Source organism: Pseudoflavonifractor gallinarum, from assembly GCF_014982855.1.
GTDB lineage: Bacteria > Bacillota > Clostridia > Oscillospirales > Oscillospiraceae > Pseudoflavonifractor_A > Pseudoflavonifractor_A gallinarum.
This window is the reverse complement of the sequence record NZ_JADCKF010000002.1, coordinates 34520-49986: the sequence shown is the minus strand read 5'-3', so window position 1 is coordinate 49986 and position 15467 is coordinate 34520. Positions and strand designations below refer to the sequence as shown.

The window sequence follows — 15467 nt, the reverse complement described above, 5'->3', positions numbered from 1 at the left end:
TGCAATTGCACGCACAAAATAGTTTTGGGTATCCGTTTCCTATCCATTATTTTGGGCCAGACGCCATCGCAGGCCGGAATAGCGCCGCTGCTGACGGTTGTTGGCGGTCATCTGGGCCACCGCCTCCTCGTCCCCCACCAGCACCAGCAGCTCTCTGGCCCGGGTGATGGCGGTGTAGAGCACCCCCCGGGTGAGCAGGAGCGGCGTGGCCTTACTCACCGCCAGGATCACCGCCCGGTACTCGCTGCCCTGGGCCTTGTGGACGGTGACGGCATAGGCGGGCTCCAGCTCCCCCAGCATATCGGGGGAATACTCCACGATGCGGCCTTCAAAATCCACCGTAATGAGCTCGTTGCGGTTGTCCACCTCCAGAATCTGGCCGATGTCCCCGTTGAACACCCCCATGCCGGAGGTGAGGGAATCCCGGTCTTTCCACATCAGGTCGTAATTGTTGCGCACCTGCATGACCCGGTCTCCCTCCCGGAAGATATACTCCCCGAAGCGCCGCTCGCCCTTGCCGGGGACCGCCGGGTTGATGGCCTCCTGAATGGCCCGGTTGAGGGAGGTCGTCCCCGCCACCGTCTTGCGGGTGGGACAGAGCACCTGAATCTGCTCGGGCGGGATACCCATGTTCTCGGGCAGACGGTGGGAGATCAGCTCCACCACCGTGTCGGCCAGCCGGGCAGGCTCCTTCCGGCGCAGGAAGAAGAAGTCGGAGCTCCGGTTGCGCAGGTCGGGGAGCTCCCCCCGGTTGACCCCGTGGGCGTTCATGACGATGCCGCTCTGGGCGGCCTGCCGGAAGATCTCGGTGAGGCGCACCGTGGGGATGGCCCCGCTGCGGATCAGGTCAGAGAAGAGGTTCCCCGGCCCCACGCTGGGCAGCTGGTCCGGGTCTCCCACCAGCACCAGGCGGCAGTCGCTCCGCAGGGCGGAGAGCAGCGCCCGCATGAGGGCGATATCCACCATGGAGGTCTCATCCACGATGACGGCGTCAGCCCGCAGGGGCTCGCTCTCGTCGTGGGCAAAGACCAGCCGCCCGGTGCCGGGATCGAACTGGGTCTCCAGCAGGCGGTGGATGGTGGCCGCCTCCACCCCGCACAGGTCCCCCAGGCGCTTGGCCGCCCGGCCGGTGGGGGCGGCCAAGGCGGTCTCCAGCCCCAGGGCGTCAAAGAGGGCCAGCACCCCCCGCAGGGAGGTGGTCTTTCCGGTGCCCGGGCCGCCGGTGAGGAGCATCACCTGCCGCCGGGCCGCCAGAAGCACCGCCTCCCGCTGCTGGGGGGCATATGTAATGCCCTGTTCCCGCTGGATCTGCTCCAAAATCTCCTCCAGGCCGTCGGGGGGCAGCAGCTCCTGCCAGGCCATCTCGGTCATCCGGGCCGAGACATACTCCTCCGCCTCCTGGAGCTCGGCGAGGTAGCAGGCGGTCTCCCCGGCCACCTCCTCCTGCACCACCTCGCCCCGCTCGAGGAGGGCCTCCAGCCCGTCTTCCAAGCTCTCGGCCTCCACCCCGATGAGCTGGGCGGTGGCCAAGAGCAGCTTCTTCCGGGGCAAAAAGGTGTGCCCGTTCATCAGATTGTGGGAGAGCTCGAAGAGGAGCCCGGCCTCGATGCGCTGGGGGTCCTCTCCGTCCATGCCCATCTCCAGGGCCAGCTGGTCGGCCACGGCAAACTCCACCCCCAGCTCCTCGTCCACCAGCAGGTAGGGGTTGCCCCGGATGACCTCCAGGGCCCGGTCCCCGTACCGCCGGTAGAGGGGCATGGCCAGCTGGAGGGCCACGCCGTGCTCCCCCAGGAAGTCCAGCAGGCGGCGCATCCCCATCTGGAGCCGGAAGGCCTCCCCCATGGCGAGTGCCCGCTTGCGGGTGATCCCCTTGATCTGGGTCAGGCGCTCGGGCTGCTCCTCCAGGACCGTGAGGGCGTCCTCTCCGAACTCCTCCACCATGCGCCGGGCGGTGGCTGCGCCGATGCCCTTGACCGCGCCGGAGGCCAGATACTCGAAGATGGCCTTCTCCCCGGCGGGCAGGCGGCGCTGGATGACCTCGGCCTTGAACTGCTCGCCGTAGGAGGCGTGGCGCATCCACCGGCCCTGGACCGAGAGACTCTCTCCCGGGGCGATGGCGGGCATACAGCCCACTACAGTGATGCCGCCCTGCTCTCCGGCGTCGATCCGGAGGACCGTATATCCATTTTCTTCATTCTGGTAGATGACCGCATCCACCGTCCCCTCGATCAGGAGCTGTTCTTCCACCTGTTCCACCGGAATCACCCTTTTGTCTCAATCTCATCGGCCGCTCACGGCTGGCGGAGGTATTCCCCCAGCCGCTCCAGCGGACAGAGCACCATTCCTCCCTGCTCTCCCATCAGAGCAAGGGCCACCGCGCGGCCCCGGGGCGTGAGTCCCGCGTCGGCGATGATGATGGTAAACCGGGCGGCCTGCCCGCCCCGGAGCCAGCACAGGCCCCGCACATCGTGCTCCAGCGTCTCGGCCTCTCCCTGGACGGGCAGCACCGCGTAGACTGCCCCGCCCCCTGCTCCGCCGCTCACCGGCAGGAGCAGCTTGCCGAAGCACAGCCATGCCAGAGCCAAAAGTCCCGTGGCGGCCAGAAGGGCCACCATCGCCTGCAGAAAAGATTCCATTCCCGCTCACCTCCAGAGCATCCTATGCGGAAATGGAAAAATGGTTCAGATCATGGTCATCTTCACCACATACGTGAGGAAGGTCACCAGAAATCCCGCGATGAACACCCCGGCGGTCATGGCGGGCATGGCCTTGCGCAGGGGCATGTTCAGGAAAGCGGCGGCCAGCGCGCCGGTCCACCCGCCGGTCCCCGGCAGGGGAATGGCCACAAAGATCATCAGACCCAGATATTTGTACCGGGTCACCTTCCGGCCCTTCAGGTGGGCCTTTTTCTCCATTTTGTCCACCAGGGCGTTGAGCCGCGGCATATGACGGCGCATCCACTGAAAGATCCGCCGGATATAGACCACGATAAAGGGGAGCGGGAGCAGATTGCCCACCACACTGGCCACAAAGGCCACCCAGGGATTCAGTCCCAGGGCCACGCCGAAGGGGATGCCGCCCCGCAGTTCGATGATGGGCAGCATGGACACCAGCATGGTAAAGACCACCTCACCCGCCTGGTTCCCGGTAAGCCACGACATAAGATCCAATCTTAAAATCCTCCGATTCATTCGTTTGAAACCGGATCTGTCCGGTTTCTATCTCTATGATTGTAACATATTCGGTCAAAAGAAAACAGAACTGTTTTCCCACCACATGTGCAAAAGGCCCCCCGCCGAAGCGGGGGGCCGCAGCGTATTGAAACAGGTCAGAGTCGCTCCGATCCCGTTAGGGCATGACCGTCATTCCCATATCCAGGGGCGTGGCGGTGACGCCGGCGGGCAGACCGGTCTCAGGCTCCTTGTCGGTGGGCTTGTAGCCCAGGTCCATCTGGAGGGTCAGGTTCATCATGCCAGGCAGATCCATCTTCATGTCGATGGTGCTCTTGGTGCTGTCGGCATAGATCTTAGCGGTGGTGGACAGGTTCACGCCCTCGGCGCTGGCCGCGACCGCCATGTCCACCTGCATGGAGACGATCTCCCCATCCCGCTCGGTGAGCACGGTGGTGTAAGTGATGTTTTCCACGCCGCCCTCATTCAGGGTGTAGGTGGCCTTGTAGGTATCGCCGTCCTTTTTGAGGGCGCCGTCGCTGAAGAGCTTCACATAGCTGTCCGCGCTCATGGTCAGCATGGAATAGGCGGTATCACGGTCGCTGAGAGGCATGGAAGCCAGGGTGGAGCGCAGGGTGTCCTCCAGGCTGAAGTCCTTGTACAGGCCCATCAGCTGGGACAGGTCCATGCCGCTCATCTGGAAGAGGTTGTTCAGATCCATGGAGTACCAGCCGCTGCCGCCGTTCTGCTGCGCCAGGATGGGGGCGTAGATGTAGTACATGCCGGTCTCCAGATCCATGCGCAGCTCCAGCTCGGTCTTGGCCAGGGAATTTTTCAGCTCGGCCAGCTGCTCCGCAGTCATGGCGGCGGGGTCAGAGGCGACCAGGGTGGCCAGGTCGGAGAGGTCCATCTCCATGGCCAGCTGGGCGGCAGTCATGCTGCTCACGCCGGTGACGGTGCCGTCCACCTTCATTTCCACGTCCTTCTCGGTCCCGGTGAGGCTGGAATCCATGGTCAGCCCCATGGAGAAGGTGCCGTCGGTGGCCTGGTTCTGCTCCGCCTGCTTCTCATAGAGATTGGAGATATACTGGTCCATCTTGGTAAAGGTGGCATCCCCCAGGAGCTTATCCACATCCACGATCAGGATGGTCTGGTCGTCCTGATCCCAGCCCACGTTGCAGCCGAAGGCCTCGGCGGCAAAGCGGACGGGCACATAGGTCCGCCAGGTGGCGCTGTCCACATAGGGCGCCACATCCATGGAAATGGTGGAGGTCTTATCCCCCTGCGTGAGGGTGGCGGTGGAAGAACCGATGGTCATATGCAGGGTGGTGTCCCCCCGGACGGCGGTGATCTCCTTTCCCTCACTGGTCACCTGAACGCCCATGGCCTCAAAGACGGCCCGGAAGGGCAGGAAGGTGCGTCCGCTCTTGGCCACAGGGGCGGCGTCGGTGAAGGCCACATTCTGGCCGTCCAGCTGGACGGCGATGCCGGCGGTGTTCTCCGCGGCGAGGGCGGGGACGGCCAGGGTGGCCGCAAGAGCCGCAGCGCTGCCCACCGCGCCCAGACGTTTACAGATTCGATTCATACAGAAACCTCCTTTTCCAGCGCCGGTGGGAATCCCGGCACTTTTCCATAGCACCATGTTACACCATCCACCCGGTGAAATGTCAATGCAAAAGATACCTTTTTAAGGAAAGTTTAAGAATTCTCTTTCGTTTTTCCGCCGGGAAAAATGCCGTCCAGCGTCAGGTCCAGCCCCAGCTCCTTCCCCAGCAGATCGCACACCAGCCGGGACACCGATACCCCCCGGGCCGCGGCGGCGGCTTTGATGGTCTCCCGGTACTGTGCAGGCACAGAAACAGAGAAGGTATAGTAATTCTTCTGGCGATATTTATTTACTGCATTTTGAGAAGTTGCCACACCTTCGTCCTCCAGTCAAAAAATCAATCGCAATATTTTGTCTCAAATTATCCATATTGACATTATCGTTGAATATGCTAAAATATTTTTCGAGGTGATTTCAATGGAAGAATTTCTGCCCTGGCTCTACACCCGCTACATCTACCCCTACCAGGAGGAGCACGTTCTGGGGAGCGGCTATGAGATGGAGCTCTCCCTTCTGGAGTCCAACCTGGTCCCGGAGGACCGGAGGAACTATGCCAAGAGCCGGGAGTTTTTCTCCCTTCAGGCCTTTTTGCTGGGTCTCCGCACCGGCCTGGGTCTGGCCGAGAGCTTCCGATCGGACCCGGATTAACCCTCCAGCATCCTTTTCAGGTACCGTCCCGTGTAGGAGGCCGGGCAGTCCGCCACCTCCTCCGGGGTGCCGGTCACAACGACAGTTCCGCCGCCGTCGCCGCCCTCGGGCCCCAGGTCGATCACATAGTCGGCCGTCTTGATCACGTCCAGGTTGTGCTCGATGACCACCACCGTGTTGCCCACATCCACCAGCTTCTGGAGCACCTCGATGAGCTTGTGCACATCGGCGGTGTGGAGGCCCGTGGTGGGCTCGTCCAGGATATAGATGGTCTTCCCGGTGGAACGTTTGGCCAGCTCGGTGGCCAGCTTCACCCGCTGGGCCTCGCCGCCCGAGAGTGTGGTGGAGGGCTGGCCCAGCTTCACGTAGCCCAGTCCCACCTCGTAGAGGGTCTGGATCTTGTTGTAGAGGCGGGGCAGGTTCTCAAAGAAGCCCAGCGCCTCCTCCACCGTCATCTCCAGCACCTCGTGGATGTTCTTGCCCTTGTACTTCACTTCCAGGGTCTCCCGGTTGTACCGCTTGCCCTTACAGACCTCGCAGGGCACATAGATGTCGGGGAGGAAGTGCATCTCGATCTTGATGAGGCCGTCTCCGGAGCAGGCCTCGCACCGGCCGCCCCGCACGTTGAAGGAGAACCGCCCCGGGCCATAGCCCCGGGCCTTGGCGTCCTGGGTGGAGGCAAAGAGCTCCCGGATATCGTTGAAGAGTCCGGTATAGGTGGCCGGGTTGGAGCGGGGCGTGCGCCCGATGGGGGACTGGTCGATGTCGATGACCTTGTCCAAAAACTCCTCCCCCTCGATGCCCGCGTGCTTGCCCGGCCGGGTCTTGGCCCGGTTCAGGTCGGCCGCCAGGCGCTTATAGAGGATCTCATTGACCAGGGAGGATTTGCCCGAGCCGGACACACCGGTGACACAGGTAAAGGTACCCAGGGGGATGGAGACATCCACATTTTGCAGGTTGTTCTCGGCCGCCCCCCGGACGGTGAGGAACTGTCCGCTGCCCGCTCGCCGCTGGGCGGGGACCGGGATCTTCTTCCGGCCCGAGAGGTAGTCTCCGGTGATGGAGCCGGGGGTGTTCATGACCTCTTCCGCGGTGCCCGCCGCCACCACCTGTCCACCGTGGACCCCGGCCCCGGGGCCGATGTCCACGATGTAGTCGGCCGCGCGCATGGTGTCCTCGTCGTGCTCCACCACCAACAGGGTGTTGCCCAGGTCCCGCAGGCGCTTCATGGTGGCCAGCAGCATGTCGTTGTCCCGCTGGTGCAATCCGATGGAGGGCTCGTCCAGAATGTAGAGCACCCCCATCAGGGAGGAGCCGATCTGGGTGGCCAGGCGGATGCGCTGGCTCTCGCCGCCCGAGAGGGTGGCCGCCGAGCGGGAGAGGGTCAGATACTGAAGGCCCACACTCTGGAGAAAGCCCAGGCGGGACTTGATCTCCTTCAGAATCCGCGCAGCGATGCGCATTTTCTGCTCGCTCAGCTCCAGGTGCTCCACAAAGTCCAGGGCGTCGGTCACCGACTTGCGGCAGAAGGTGTCGATGTCGATGCCCCCCACCGTGACAGCCAGTGCCTCCTTCCGCAGGCGGCGTCCGCCGCAGTCGGGACAGGGCCGGTCGCTCATGCACTCCTCCAGATCCCGCCGGGCCGCGTCCGACTGGGTCTCCTGATAGCGCCGCTCCAGATTGTTGCAGATGCCCTCAAAGGCCTGCATGAGGGTGCCCTTACCGTTCTCCCGCTCATAGGTGAGCTTGAGCTTCTCCCCCTTTGTGCCGTAGAGGATGACGTCCATCACCTCGGGGGGCAGATCCTTCACCGGGGTGGAGAGTTTGAATTTGTACTGCTTGGCCAGGGCGTCAAAGTACATCCGGGAGATGCCGTCCCCCTTGATGTTGTTCCAGCCGCTGGCCGTGATGGCCCCCTCCAGGATGGAGAGGTCCTTGTTGGGGATGATGAGGTCGGGGTCCACCTTCCGCTGAGAGCCCAGGCCCGTACAGGTGGGACAGGCCCCGTAGGGGTTGTTGAAGGAGAACATCCGGGGCGAGAGCTCCTCGATGGAGATGCCGCAGTCCTCACAGGCGTAGTTCTGGGAGAAGAGGATGTCCCGGTCCTCCCCCACCACGTTGATGACCACCAGTCCCCCCGCCAGATTGGAGGCCACCTCCACGCTGTCGGTGAGGCGGCGGGTGATGTCGCTTTTGATGACCAGGCGGTCCACCACGATCTCGATGGAGTGCTTCTTGTTCTTGTCCAGCTCGATGGTCTCGCTCAGATCATAGAGGGAACCGTCCACCCGGCAGCGGACATAGCCCGACTTGCGGGCGTCCTCCAGCAGCTTCTGGTGGGTGCCCTTCTTCCCCCGCACCACGGGGGCCATGACCTGGATGCGGGTGGCCTCGGGCAGCGTGAGGACCTGGTCGATGATCTGGTCGATGGTCTGCTGCATGATCTCCCTGCCGCACTTGGGGCAGTGGGGCGTGCCCACCCGGGCCCACAGGAGGCGCAGGTAGTCGTAGATCTCGGTCACCGTGCCCACCGTGGAGCGGGGGTTTTTCGAGGTGGTCTTCTGGTCGATGGAGATGGCGGGGGAGAGTCCGTCGATGTAGTCCACATCGGGCTTCTCCATCTGCCCCAAAAACATCCGGGCATAGGAGGAGAGGGACTCCACATACCGCCGCTGTCCCTCGGCGTAGATGGTGTCAAAGGCCAGGGAGGACTTGCCGCTGCCCGAGAGGCCGGTGAGCACCACCAGCTTGTCCCGGGGGATGTCCACGTCGATGTTTTTCAGGTTGTTTTCCCGTGCGCCTTTGACAAAAATATGGTCGAGCATAGTGTTTGCTTCTCCTTTGTTCGTTGCGAAAAATAGTGCTACGCTGAGCCGGACAGTCCCATCATATATCCAATCAGAGCTACAATGGTCAGCACCACCCAGCTGAAGCCCCGGCTGAACAGCTCCCACTCGGAGGGCTCCGCCCGTTCCGGGTGGCGGATGGACCACCGCAGATTCCAGCGGAAGAGCTCATCGGCAAAGAGGATGGCGACGGCATTGATGACCACCACCAGGGTCCCCAGGAAATATCCTTCTCCATCCACCCGGCTGCGGATCGGGGGCCCCTCCAGCAGCAGGCTGATGGCCCGGGTGATAGATAGGCCATCTTCATAGGTCTGCTGGCTTCCAACTAAGCCGTAGGCCGTCCCATTAGCAATTATTTCCAGTCTATTCGGCTTGGTGCCGTTCTCATTCACCAGATAGAATCCGTCCAAGCCGTAGCCGCCTCGGAATAGGATCTCCCCATCCAGGCGGAGCTCCACCCCGGTCACACGCCCCATGGTCTCCGACGGGGGAAGGGCGGTAGGGTCCTCGGTCAAGGTATAGGGGCCGTACTCCACATCTCCCCAGCGGTAGAAGAGGGCACCCGATGGGGTATAGGTGAGCTCCACTGTTTTTCCGTCCAGCGTGCCGGTATAGACCGTATCCTCTCCCCGTTCCACCTGGCGGAGGAACTCCCCCTGGAAGTCAATCCCCCGCTGTATTCCCAGGGTCAGATAGAGGGCGGTAAAAAGTAGCAGCAGCCCGGCCTGGATGCACAGCATGATCCGCGGGAAGGGGGTAAGGGCTCTCCAACGGTTCATCCCCGCTCCCCCCTCTCAGGAGCGCCCGGTTCCCCGGGGGCGGCGGCGCTGCCGGGGCTGGCGGCCCATCCACAGCCGCAGGCCCAGCCCCAAGGCAAAGAGAATCGCTCCCGCCACGGCATTGACCTGTCCGGCCCGCATCCAGCCCAGCGCGGCGGCCTGTTCTTCCACCGAGGCGCCCGCGCCCGGGTCCCCCGAGAGCACCGCCGCAAACAGGATGCCCAACAGCAGGAGAAGAATACCAGAGAAGATCGCGGTGGTACAGAGGAATTCCATTCTCTTTTTCATACAAACACGCCCTTTCTCGTTCGGTCGGTGTGATCGGTGTCAGGACTGCCCCCGCAGTTCGATGATCCGGTCCCGCAGGACGGCAGCGTACTCGAATTCCAGCCGCTGAGAGGCCTCCTTCATCTCCTTTTCCAGCTTCTTGATGGCGGCCTCCCGCTCGCTTCGGGTCATCTTGCCCGCGTGCTTGGCCTCCCGGTCCTTCTTCTCCTCCTCCGAGAGGCGGATGAGCTCCCGCACCGACTTGATGACGGTCTTGGGCACGATGCCGTGTGCCTGATTGAAGGCGTCCTGCTTGGCCCGTCTCCGCTCGGTCTCGTCGATGGCCCGGCGCATGGAGGGGGTGATCGTGTCGGCATACATGACCACCAGGCCGTCGGCGTTGCGGGCCGCCCGGCCAATGGTCTGGATGAGGGAGGTCTCGGAGCGTAGGAAGCCCTCCTTGTCCGCGTCCAGGATGGCCACCAGACTCACCTCGGGCAGGTCCAGCCCCTCCCGCAGCAGGTTGATGCCCACCAGCACGTCGAAGGTCCCCAGGCGCAGGTCCCGGATGATCTCCATGCGCTCCATGGTGTCGATGTCGTGGTGCATATAGCGCACCTTGATGCCCGCTCCCTGGAGATAGGTGGTCAGATCCTCTGCCATCTTCTTGGTGAGGGTGGTGACCAGCACCCGCTCCTTCCGCTCGGTGCGCTCGTTGATCTCGCCGATGAGGTCGTCGATCTGTCCCTCCACCGGCCGGACCTCGATCCGGGGATCCAGAAGTCCCGTGGGCCGGATGACCTGCTCCACGATCTGGCCGGAGCGGGTGCGCTCATACTCCCCGGGCGTGGCCGAGACATAGATGACTTGGTTTACTCTCTGTTCAAATTCCTCAAATTTCAACGGGCGGTTATCAAATGCACAGGGCAGGCGGAAGCCGTAGTCCACCAGCGTGGTCTTACGGGCCCGGTCTCCGTTGTACATGGCCCGCACCTGGGGGAGGGTCACATGGCTCTCGTCGATGAAGAGGACAAAGTCCTTGGGAAAATAGTCCAGCAGGGTATGGGGCGGGGACCCCACCGGCCGCCCCTCGATGACCCGGGAGTAGTTCTCGATACCGGAGCAGTATCCCAGCTCCTGCATCATCTCGATGTCATAGAGCACCCGCTGCTTGAGGCGCTGGGCCTCCACCAGCTGCTCGTTGTCTTGGAAGAACTTGAGCCGCTCCTCCAGCTCCCGGTAGATCTCCCCGATGGCGGCATCCATCTTCTCCTTCGGGGTGACATAGTGGGTGGCGGGCCAGATGGGGATGTGATTCAGGTTCCGGATGACGGCGCCGGTGACCACATTGATCTCGCTGATGCGGTCGATCTCGTCCCCAAAGAACTCCACCCGGATGGCGGTGTCCTTCCAGTAGGCCGGGAAGATCTCCACGGTATCCCCCCGTACCCGGAACATATTGCGCTCAAAGGCGATGTCGTTGCGCTCATATCGGATCTCCACCAGACGCCGGAGGAGCTCGTCCCGCTCCAGAGTGCTGCCCACCCGGAGAGAGACCATCATCTTGGCGAAATCCTCCGGCTCGCCCAGGCCGTAGATGCAGGAAACCGAGGAGACCACGATCACGTCCCGCCGCTCCAGCAGGGCGCAGGTGGCCGAGAGGCGCAGGCGGTCAATCTCATCGTTGGTGGCGGCATCCTTCTCAATATAGGTGTCGGTATGGGGGATATAGGCCTCCGGCTGGTAGTAGTCGTAGTAGGAGACAAAATACTCCACCGCGTTGTGGGGAAAAAACTCCCGGAACTCGGCGCAGAGCTGGGCGGCCAGGGTCTTATTGTGGGCCAGGACCAGGGTGGGGCGCTGGATGCGCTCAATGGTCTTGGCCATGGTGAAGGTCTTGCCCGAGCCTGTGACTCCCAGCAGGGTCTGCTCCTGCAAGCCCATCTCCACGCCCCGGGCCAGGGCCTCGATGGCCTCCGGCTGATCGCCCGCGGGCCGGTATTCCGATACCACCTGAAAATCAGGCATGTCTCCTCCTCCTTGCTCTTGTGATCTGCCGGGTGTTCTCCCCCGGAAAAAGGGCGCGGGGCGACGTGCATCCACATCCCCCCGCGGTTGCCGCACGTCCATTGTATCAGAACGCACGTTCTAATTCAAGTGTCAGATGACGGCAAAAAAGCCGCTGTCCCGCAGGGATACTGCGTCATCATCGGTAAAGATGATGTGGTCCACCAGCTCCACCCCCAGCCGGGCCAGCAGTTCCGCCAGCTGCCGGGTGGTGAGCTTGTCCTCCGTCGAGGGAAAGGCCAGGCCGGAGACATGGTTGTGGGCCAGAATCAGCCCCGTGGCATTGAGTGCCAGCGCGGCCTCTGCAATGCGGCGGCTGGTGACCTCCACAGCGTTCACATTGCCCTCCCCCACCGGCCGCACACCCAGCGCCTTGCGCTTGCCGTCCATGCACAGCACGCACACGCGCTCATTCCTGGCCCCGAAGAAGTAGGGCCGCAGCAGAGCGCAGGCCGTCCGCGTGTCCTCCACGATCCCGTCCAGACTGGCCCGGGAGGTGAGATAGCGGCCGGAAAGCTCCTTGACGCATTTGAGGAGCACGGCGGCGTGCTCTCCCACCCCTTTGACCTTCTCCAACTCCTCCGGCGCGGCGTCCAGTACCCCCGCGAGGGAACCGAAACGCTCGATCAGGTCGTGGGCCAGCGGATTGGTGTCGCTCCGGGGATTGGCATAGAAGAGGAGCAGTTCCAGCGCCTTGTGGTCGGGGAAGGACTCCGGCCGGGCCAGAAATTCGCGTTTCAGCCGCTGCCGGTGTCCGTCGTGGATCCCCATGGATTACGCCCGGGGGCCGTACTCCGCCAGATAGGCCTCCATGCGGGCCTTCATGGCGTCGTCAATGTAGACCTTGCCGTCGATCTCCCGGTTGTGCAGGAAGGCAATGATCTCCCGCACAGTGACGATAGGATAGACCGCGATGCCATGGTCCTGGCGCAGCTCATCCAGAGTAGAGCAGTCCTTGGTGCCCCGCTCCATGCGGTCCACCGAGACGATGAGGGCCTTCATGTTCACCTTGGCCACGTGCTTGAAAAGCTCGATGGACTCCCGCACGGCGGTACCGGCGGTGACCACGTCCTCCACGATGACCACGTCGTCCCCGTCCTGGGGCTTGTAGCCCACCATGGAGCCGCCCTCGCCGTGGTCCTTGATCTCCTTGCGGTTGAAGCAGTAGGGCAGATCCCGGTCATAATTGCGGTACAGGGAGGAAGCAGCGGCTACGGCCAGCGGGATGCCCTTGTAGGCGGGCCCGAAGAGGCAGGTCACGCCCTCGGGCAGGTTCTCCTGGATGCAGGCGGCGTAGTAGTCGCCCAGCTTGGCGGCCTGAGCGCCGGTCTTGTAGTTGCCGGTGTTGATGAAATAGGGGGTCTTGCGGCCGGACTTGGTGGTGAAGTCGCCGAAGGTCAGCACGCCGGAGCGCACCATGAAGGTGATAAATTCTTCCTTGTAAGTCATAACTCTCTTCTCTCCTTCAATCGGTTGCTGTAAAGTCGTATTATTATACCATTTTCGGGCCATTCTTACAAGTCCGGGCCCCCTCTTTCCCGCTCCAAGGGTAGACAATTCCCTGTTTCCGGCATTATAATATCTCCAATCCAGTTTTTATGTGAAAAGGAGTGTCTCCATGCTGCCCTTTGTCCTGGGTTTTGTCCTGCTGGCGGCTTGCTTTGCCGCCCTGTGTGCCCTTCAAAGCGTCCTGTCCGCGCTCCCCAGCCGGTGGCCGGGGCTCATCCTGCCCGTCCTCTCCCTCCTCTTTTCTCTGGGCGTGGCCGGGGTACTGATCGCCCAGTCCTCCGCCGGCGGTGAGGCAGGGGCCCAGCTTCTCCTCATGGGCCTGCTGGGCTTCTGCTCGGTCAACATCATCACCGTGATCTTCCTGGCGGTTTACTTCGGAAAGCGGCAGGAGCGCAAAGACTCCCGCCGTTCCTGAGTTCTCTTTCCGGAATGGGAAAAGCCGCCCTCCGTCCTCTGCCGGTGCAGCAGGGACGGAGGGCGGCTTTTGCTCACCACACCACGGTGGCGAAATAGTCCTCCGGCGTCTCAGCCCGGCGGATCAGCTCCGTAGAGCCGTCCTCCCGCAGGAGGATCTCCGCCGAGCGCAGGCGGCCGTTGTAGTTGTAGCCCATCGCGTGTCCGTGGGCGCCGGTGTCGTGGATGACCAGCAGGTCCCCCATGTCGATCCGGGGCAGAGCGCGGTCCACAGCAAACTTGTCGTTGTTCTCGCACAGGCAGCCGGTCACATCATAGATATGGTCGCAGGGGGCGTCCTCCTTCCCCATGACGGTGATGTGGTGATAGGCCCCGTACATGGCCGGGCGCATCAGATCAGCGGCGCAGGCGTCCACCCCGATGTACTCCTTGTAGGTGTGCTTTTCGTGGATGGCCCGGGTCACCAGGCAGCCGTAGGGGGCCAGCATGAATCGGCCCAGCTCGGTGAAGATGGCCACATCCCCCATCCCGGCCGGCACCAGAATGGACTCATACTGTCTGCGCACCCCCTCGCCGATGGCGAAGATGTCGTTGGCGGTCTGCTCCGGGCGGTAGGGCACGCCCACGCCGCCCGAGAGGTTGATGAAGCGGATGTGGCATCCGGTCTCCCGCTTCAGGTCGGCGGCCAGCTGGAAGAGGATGCCCGCCAGGGTGGGATAGTACTCGTTGGACAGGGTGTTAGAGGCCAGGAAAGAGTGGAGGCCGAAGTACTTCACCCCCAACTCCTTCAGCCGGCGGAAGCCCTCAAAGAGCTGCCCCCGGGTAAAGCCGTACTTGGCGTCGCCCGGGTTATCCATGACCTGGAACCCCTCCTTAGAGGCCCCGATGGAGAACACGCCCCCCGGATTGAACCGGCAGCTGACCGTCTCGGGCAGGGTGCCCAAGGTTTCCTTCAGGCAGTCGATATGGGTGATATCGTCCAGATTGATAGTGGCTCCCAGGCGGTGGGCCATGGAAAACTCCTCCGGCGGAGTGTCGTTGGAGGAGAACATGATCTCCTCTCCCCCAAAGCCGCAGCGCTCGGACATCATCAGCTCGGTCAGAGAGGAGCAATCCACACCGCACCCCTCCTCCCGCAGGAGCTTGAGAATGGCGGGCGTCGGCGTGGCCTTGACGGCAAAATACTCCCGGAATCCGGGATTCCAGGAAAAAGCCGCCTTCAGCCGGCGGGCATTTTCCCGGATGCCCCGCTCATCATAGAGATGAAAGGGCGTGGGATACTGCGCGGCAATGTTCTGGAGCTGCTCCTGGGTGACAAAGGGCTTCTTCATTGTGGACTCACCTGATTTCTTTGGAATAGAAAAATTCTGTCGCTTTATCTTACTAAATCGACAGGCCTGTGTCAATGGAGTCCGCCTGTTTCAGCGTTTTTTCTTTTCATCCTTCCCTCGTCAAGCATCGCCGGAGAACCTCTCCACGACTCTGGGCCGCTTGCATCCCGGAGCCCGGCGCGCTATAATGAGGGACATGTCTGTTATCTTGATTGGAGTGTCTGCTTATGAAGATCTCTACCCGCTCCCGCTTTACCACCCATAAAATCGTGCTGATCGGCCTCATGTCCGCCCTGGTGCTCATCTTCTCCGGCTTCCGCATCCTGATCCCCATCTCGGTGGACAACGCCGCCATCCAGCTGGGCAACATCATGTGCGTCCTCTCCGGCCTGCTGCTGGGCCCCGTGGGCGGCCTCTCCTGCGCCATCGGTTCCGCCCTCTACGACCTGACCAACCCGATGTACGCCCCAGAGGCCTGGATCACCTTTATCAACAAATTTTTCATCGGCTTTTTCACCGGTCTGATCGCCCATTGGCATGGACGCAAAAGCCTCTCTTTCCGCTGGAACCTGTCCGGCGCCATTGTGGGCTCCCTGGTCTATGTGGTCCTCTATTTCTGCAAGAGCTGGCTCATGGGCGCCTTTGTGTTCAGCCTCTCCCCCGGCTCGCCCATGCTGATCTTCCTGGCTACCAAGTGTCTGACCTCTACCATCAACGCCATTCTGGCCGTGGCGGTAGCCGTCCCCCTGTGGGAGATGATCCGCCCCCCGCTTCTTCGCGCCGGCGTGATGATGCCCTGAACATGCAACAGCCCGGAGCGTCTTTGA

15 protein-coding genes are annotated in these 15467 nt (G+C 62.6%); 3 read left to right on the top strand and 12 right to left on the bottom strand.

Annotated elements, in window-relative coordinates:
• Positions 1 to 39: 39 nt before the first annotated feature.
• The 5 genes from recD2 to INF37_RS02250 all read right to left on the bottom strand — a co-directional run bounded on the left by recD2 (position 40) and on the right by INF37_RS02250 (position 5090).
• Positions 40 to 2256 (bottom strand): SF1B family DNA helicase RecD2, encoded by a 2217-nt coding sequence (recD2, locus tag INF37_RS02270; protein WP_193536196.1) that lies wholly within the window; start codon positions 2254 to 2256, stop codon positions 40 to 42.
• Positions 2257 to 2291: 35 nt separating this feature from the next.
• A complete protein-coding gene (locus INF37_RS02265) occupies positions 2292 to 2636 on the bottom strand; it encodes a hypothetical protein (protein WP_101693878.1) in 345 nt (114 codons plus the stop codon).
• A gap of 45 nt (positions 2637 to 2681) precedes the next feature.
• Positions 2682 to 3161 carry a COG2426 family protein gene (locus tag INF37_RS02260; RefSeq protein WP_101694026.1) on the bottom strand — a complete coding sequence of 160 codons (480 nt, stop codon included), beginning with the start codon at positions 3159 to 3161 and terminating at the stop codon, positions 2682 to 2684.
• 187 nt (positions 3162 to 3348) lie between these two features.
• Complete coding sequence (locus INF37_RS02255) at positions 3349 to 4755, bottom strand: copper amine oxidase N-terminal domain-containing protein (RefSeq protein WP_193536194.1); 1407 nt, start codon at positions 4753 to 4755, stop codon at positions 3349 to 3351.
• Positions 4756 to 4868: 113 nt separating this feature from the next.
• Entirely contained in the window at positions 4869 to 5090 is a 222-nt protein-coding gene (locus INF37_RS02250; RefSeq protein ID WP_186962931.1) for a hypothetical protein, read from the bottom strand.
• A 103-nt stretch (positions 5091 to 5193) separates the two neighbouring features.
• Here INF37_RS02250 and INF37_RS02245 point away from each other — a divergent pair, with 103 nt between their 5' ends.
• Positions 5194 to 5424, top strand: a complete 231-nt coding sequence (locus INF37_RS02245; RefSeq protein WP_101693881.1) for a hypothetical protein — start codon at positions 5194 to 5196, stop codon at positions 5422 to 5424.
• Here the strand turns inward: INF37_RS02245 and uvrA are convergent.
• The 6 genes from uvrA to pyrE all read right to left on the bottom strand — a co-directional run bounded on the left by uvrA (position 5421) and on the right by pyrE (position 12835).
• Positions 5421 to 8249 carry an excinuclease ABC subunit UvrA gene (uvrA, locus tag INF37_RS02240; RefSeq protein WP_193536192.1) on the bottom strand — a complete coding sequence of 943 codons (2829 nt, stop codon included), beginning with the start codon at positions 8247 to 8249 and terminating at the stop codon, positions 5421 to 5423. The two genes, INF37_RS02245 and uvrA, sit on opposite strands and share 4 nt — an antisense overlap.
• 38 nt (positions 8250 to 8287) lie before the next feature.
• Positions 8288 to 9052 (bottom strand): hypothetical protein, encoded by a 765-nt coding sequence (locus INF37_RS02235; RefSeq protein WP_193536190.1) that lies wholly within the window; start codon positions 9050 to 9052, stop codon positions 8288 to 8290.
• A gap of 15 nt (positions 9053 to 9067) precedes the next feature.
• Positions 9068 to 9340, bottom strand: coding sequence for a hypothetical protein (locus INF37_RS02230; protein ID WP_193536188.1), 273 nt, complete (start codon positions 9338 to 9340; stop codon positions 9068 to 9070).
• Positions 9341 to 9379: 39 nt separating this feature from the next.
• Entirely contained in the window at positions 9380 to 11347 is a 1968-nt protein-coding gene (gene uvrB / locus INF37_RS02225) for an excinuclease ABC subunit UvrB (protein WP_193536186.1), read from the bottom strand.
• Between the two features lie 132 nt (positions 11348 to 11479).
• Positions 11480 to 12157, bottom strand: coding sequence for a JAB domain-containing protein (locus tag INF37_RS02220; RefSeq protein ID WP_193536184.1), 678 nt, complete (start codon positions 12155 to 12157; stop codon positions 11480 to 11482).
• A gap of 3 nt (positions 12158 to 12160) precedes the next feature.
• Positions 12161 to 12835 (bottom strand): orotate phosphoribosyltransferase, encoded by a 675-nt coding sequence (pyrE, locus tag INF37_RS02215; RefSeq protein WP_193536182.1) that lies wholly within the window; start codon positions 12833 to 12835, stop codon positions 12161 to 12163.
• Positions 12836 to 13004: 169 nt separating this feature from the next.
• Between pyrE and INF37_RS02210 the strand changes: the two genes are divergently transcribed.
• The gene (locus INF37_RS02210) at positions 13005 to 13310 is read left to right on the top strand and encodes a hypothetical protein (RefSeq protein WP_193536180.1); all 306 of its coding nucleotides are present in this window, start codon (positions 13005 to 13007) and stop codon (positions 13308 to 13310) included.
• A 73-nt stretch (positions 13311 to 13383) separates the two neighbouring features.
• Here INF37_RS02210 and INF37_RS02205 read toward each other — a convergent pair whose 3' ends face one another.
• On the bottom strand, positions 13384 to 14640 hold the full coding sequence (locus INF37_RS02205) for a diaminopimelate decarboxylase (protein ID WP_193536178.1): 1257 nt from the start codon (positions 14638 to 14640) through the stop codon (positions 13384 to 13386).
• A gap of 227 nt (positions 14641 to 14867) precedes the next feature.
• Between INF37_RS02205 and INF37_RS02200 the strand changes: the two genes are divergently transcribed.
• The gene (locus tag INF37_RS02200) at positions 14868 to 15440 is read left to right on the top strand and encodes an ECF transporter S component (protein WP_101693890.1); all 573 of its coding nucleotides are present in this window, start codon (positions 14868 to 14870) and stop codon (positions 15438 to 15440) included.
• Positions 15441 to 15467 lie beyond the last annotated feature (27 nt).

Excerpts from the sequence above, each read along its gene's own strand:
- INF37_RS02265 (WP_101693878.1), bottom strand. The coding sequence starts at position 2,636 with ATGGAATCTTTTCTGCAGGCGATGGTGGCCCTTCTGGCCGCCACGGGA.
- INF37_RS02260 (WP_101694026.1), bottom strand. The coding sequence starts at position 3,161 with ATGTCGTGGCTTACCGGGAACCAGGCGGGTGAGGTGGTCTTTACCATG.
- INF37_RS02255 (WP_193536194.1), bottom strand. The coding sequence starts at position 4,755 with ATGAATCGAATCTGTAAACGTCTGGGCGCGGTGGGCAGCGCTGCGGCT.
- INF37_RS02245 (WP_101693881.1), top strand. The coding sequence starts at position 5,194 with ATGGAAGAATTTCTGCCCTGGCTCTACACCCGCTACATCTACCCCTAC.
- uvrA (WP_193536192.1), bottom strand. The coding sequence starts at position 8,249 with ATGCTCGACCATATTTTTGTCAAAGGCGCACGGGAAAACAACCTGAAA.
- INF37_RS02235 (WP_193536190.1), bottom strand. The coding sequence starts at position 9,052 with ATGAACCGTTGGAGAGCCCTTACCCCCTTCCCGCGGATCATGCTGTGC.
- INF37_RS02230 (WP_193536188.1), bottom strand. The coding sequence starts at position 9,340 with ATGAAAAAGAGAATGGAATTCCTCTGTACCACCGCGATCTTCTCTGGT.
- uvrB (WP_193536186.1), bottom strand. The coding sequence starts at position 11,347 with ATGCCTGATTTTCAGGTGGTATCGGAATACCGGCCCGCGGGCGATCAG.
- INF37_RS02220 (WP_193536184.1), bottom strand. The coding sequence starts at position 12,157 with ATGGGGATCCACGACGGACACCGGCAGCGGCTGAAACGCGAATTTCTG.
- pyrE (WP_193536182.1), bottom strand. The coding sequence starts at position 12,835 with ATGACTTACAAGGAAGAATTTATCACCTTCATGGTGCGCTCCGGCGTG.
- INF37_RS02210 (WP_193536180.1), top strand. The coding sequence starts at position 13,005 with ATGCTGCCCTTTGTCCTGGGTTTTGTCCTGCTGGCGGCTTGCTTTGCC.
- INF37_RS02205 (WP_193536178.1), bottom strand. The coding sequence starts at position 14,640 with ATGAAGAAGCCCTTTGTCACCCAGGAGCAGCTCCAGAACATTGCCGCG.
- INF37_RS02200 (WP_101693890.1), top strand. The coding sequence starts at position 14,868 with ATGAAGATCTCTACCCGCTCCCGCTTTACCACCCATAAAATCGTGCTG.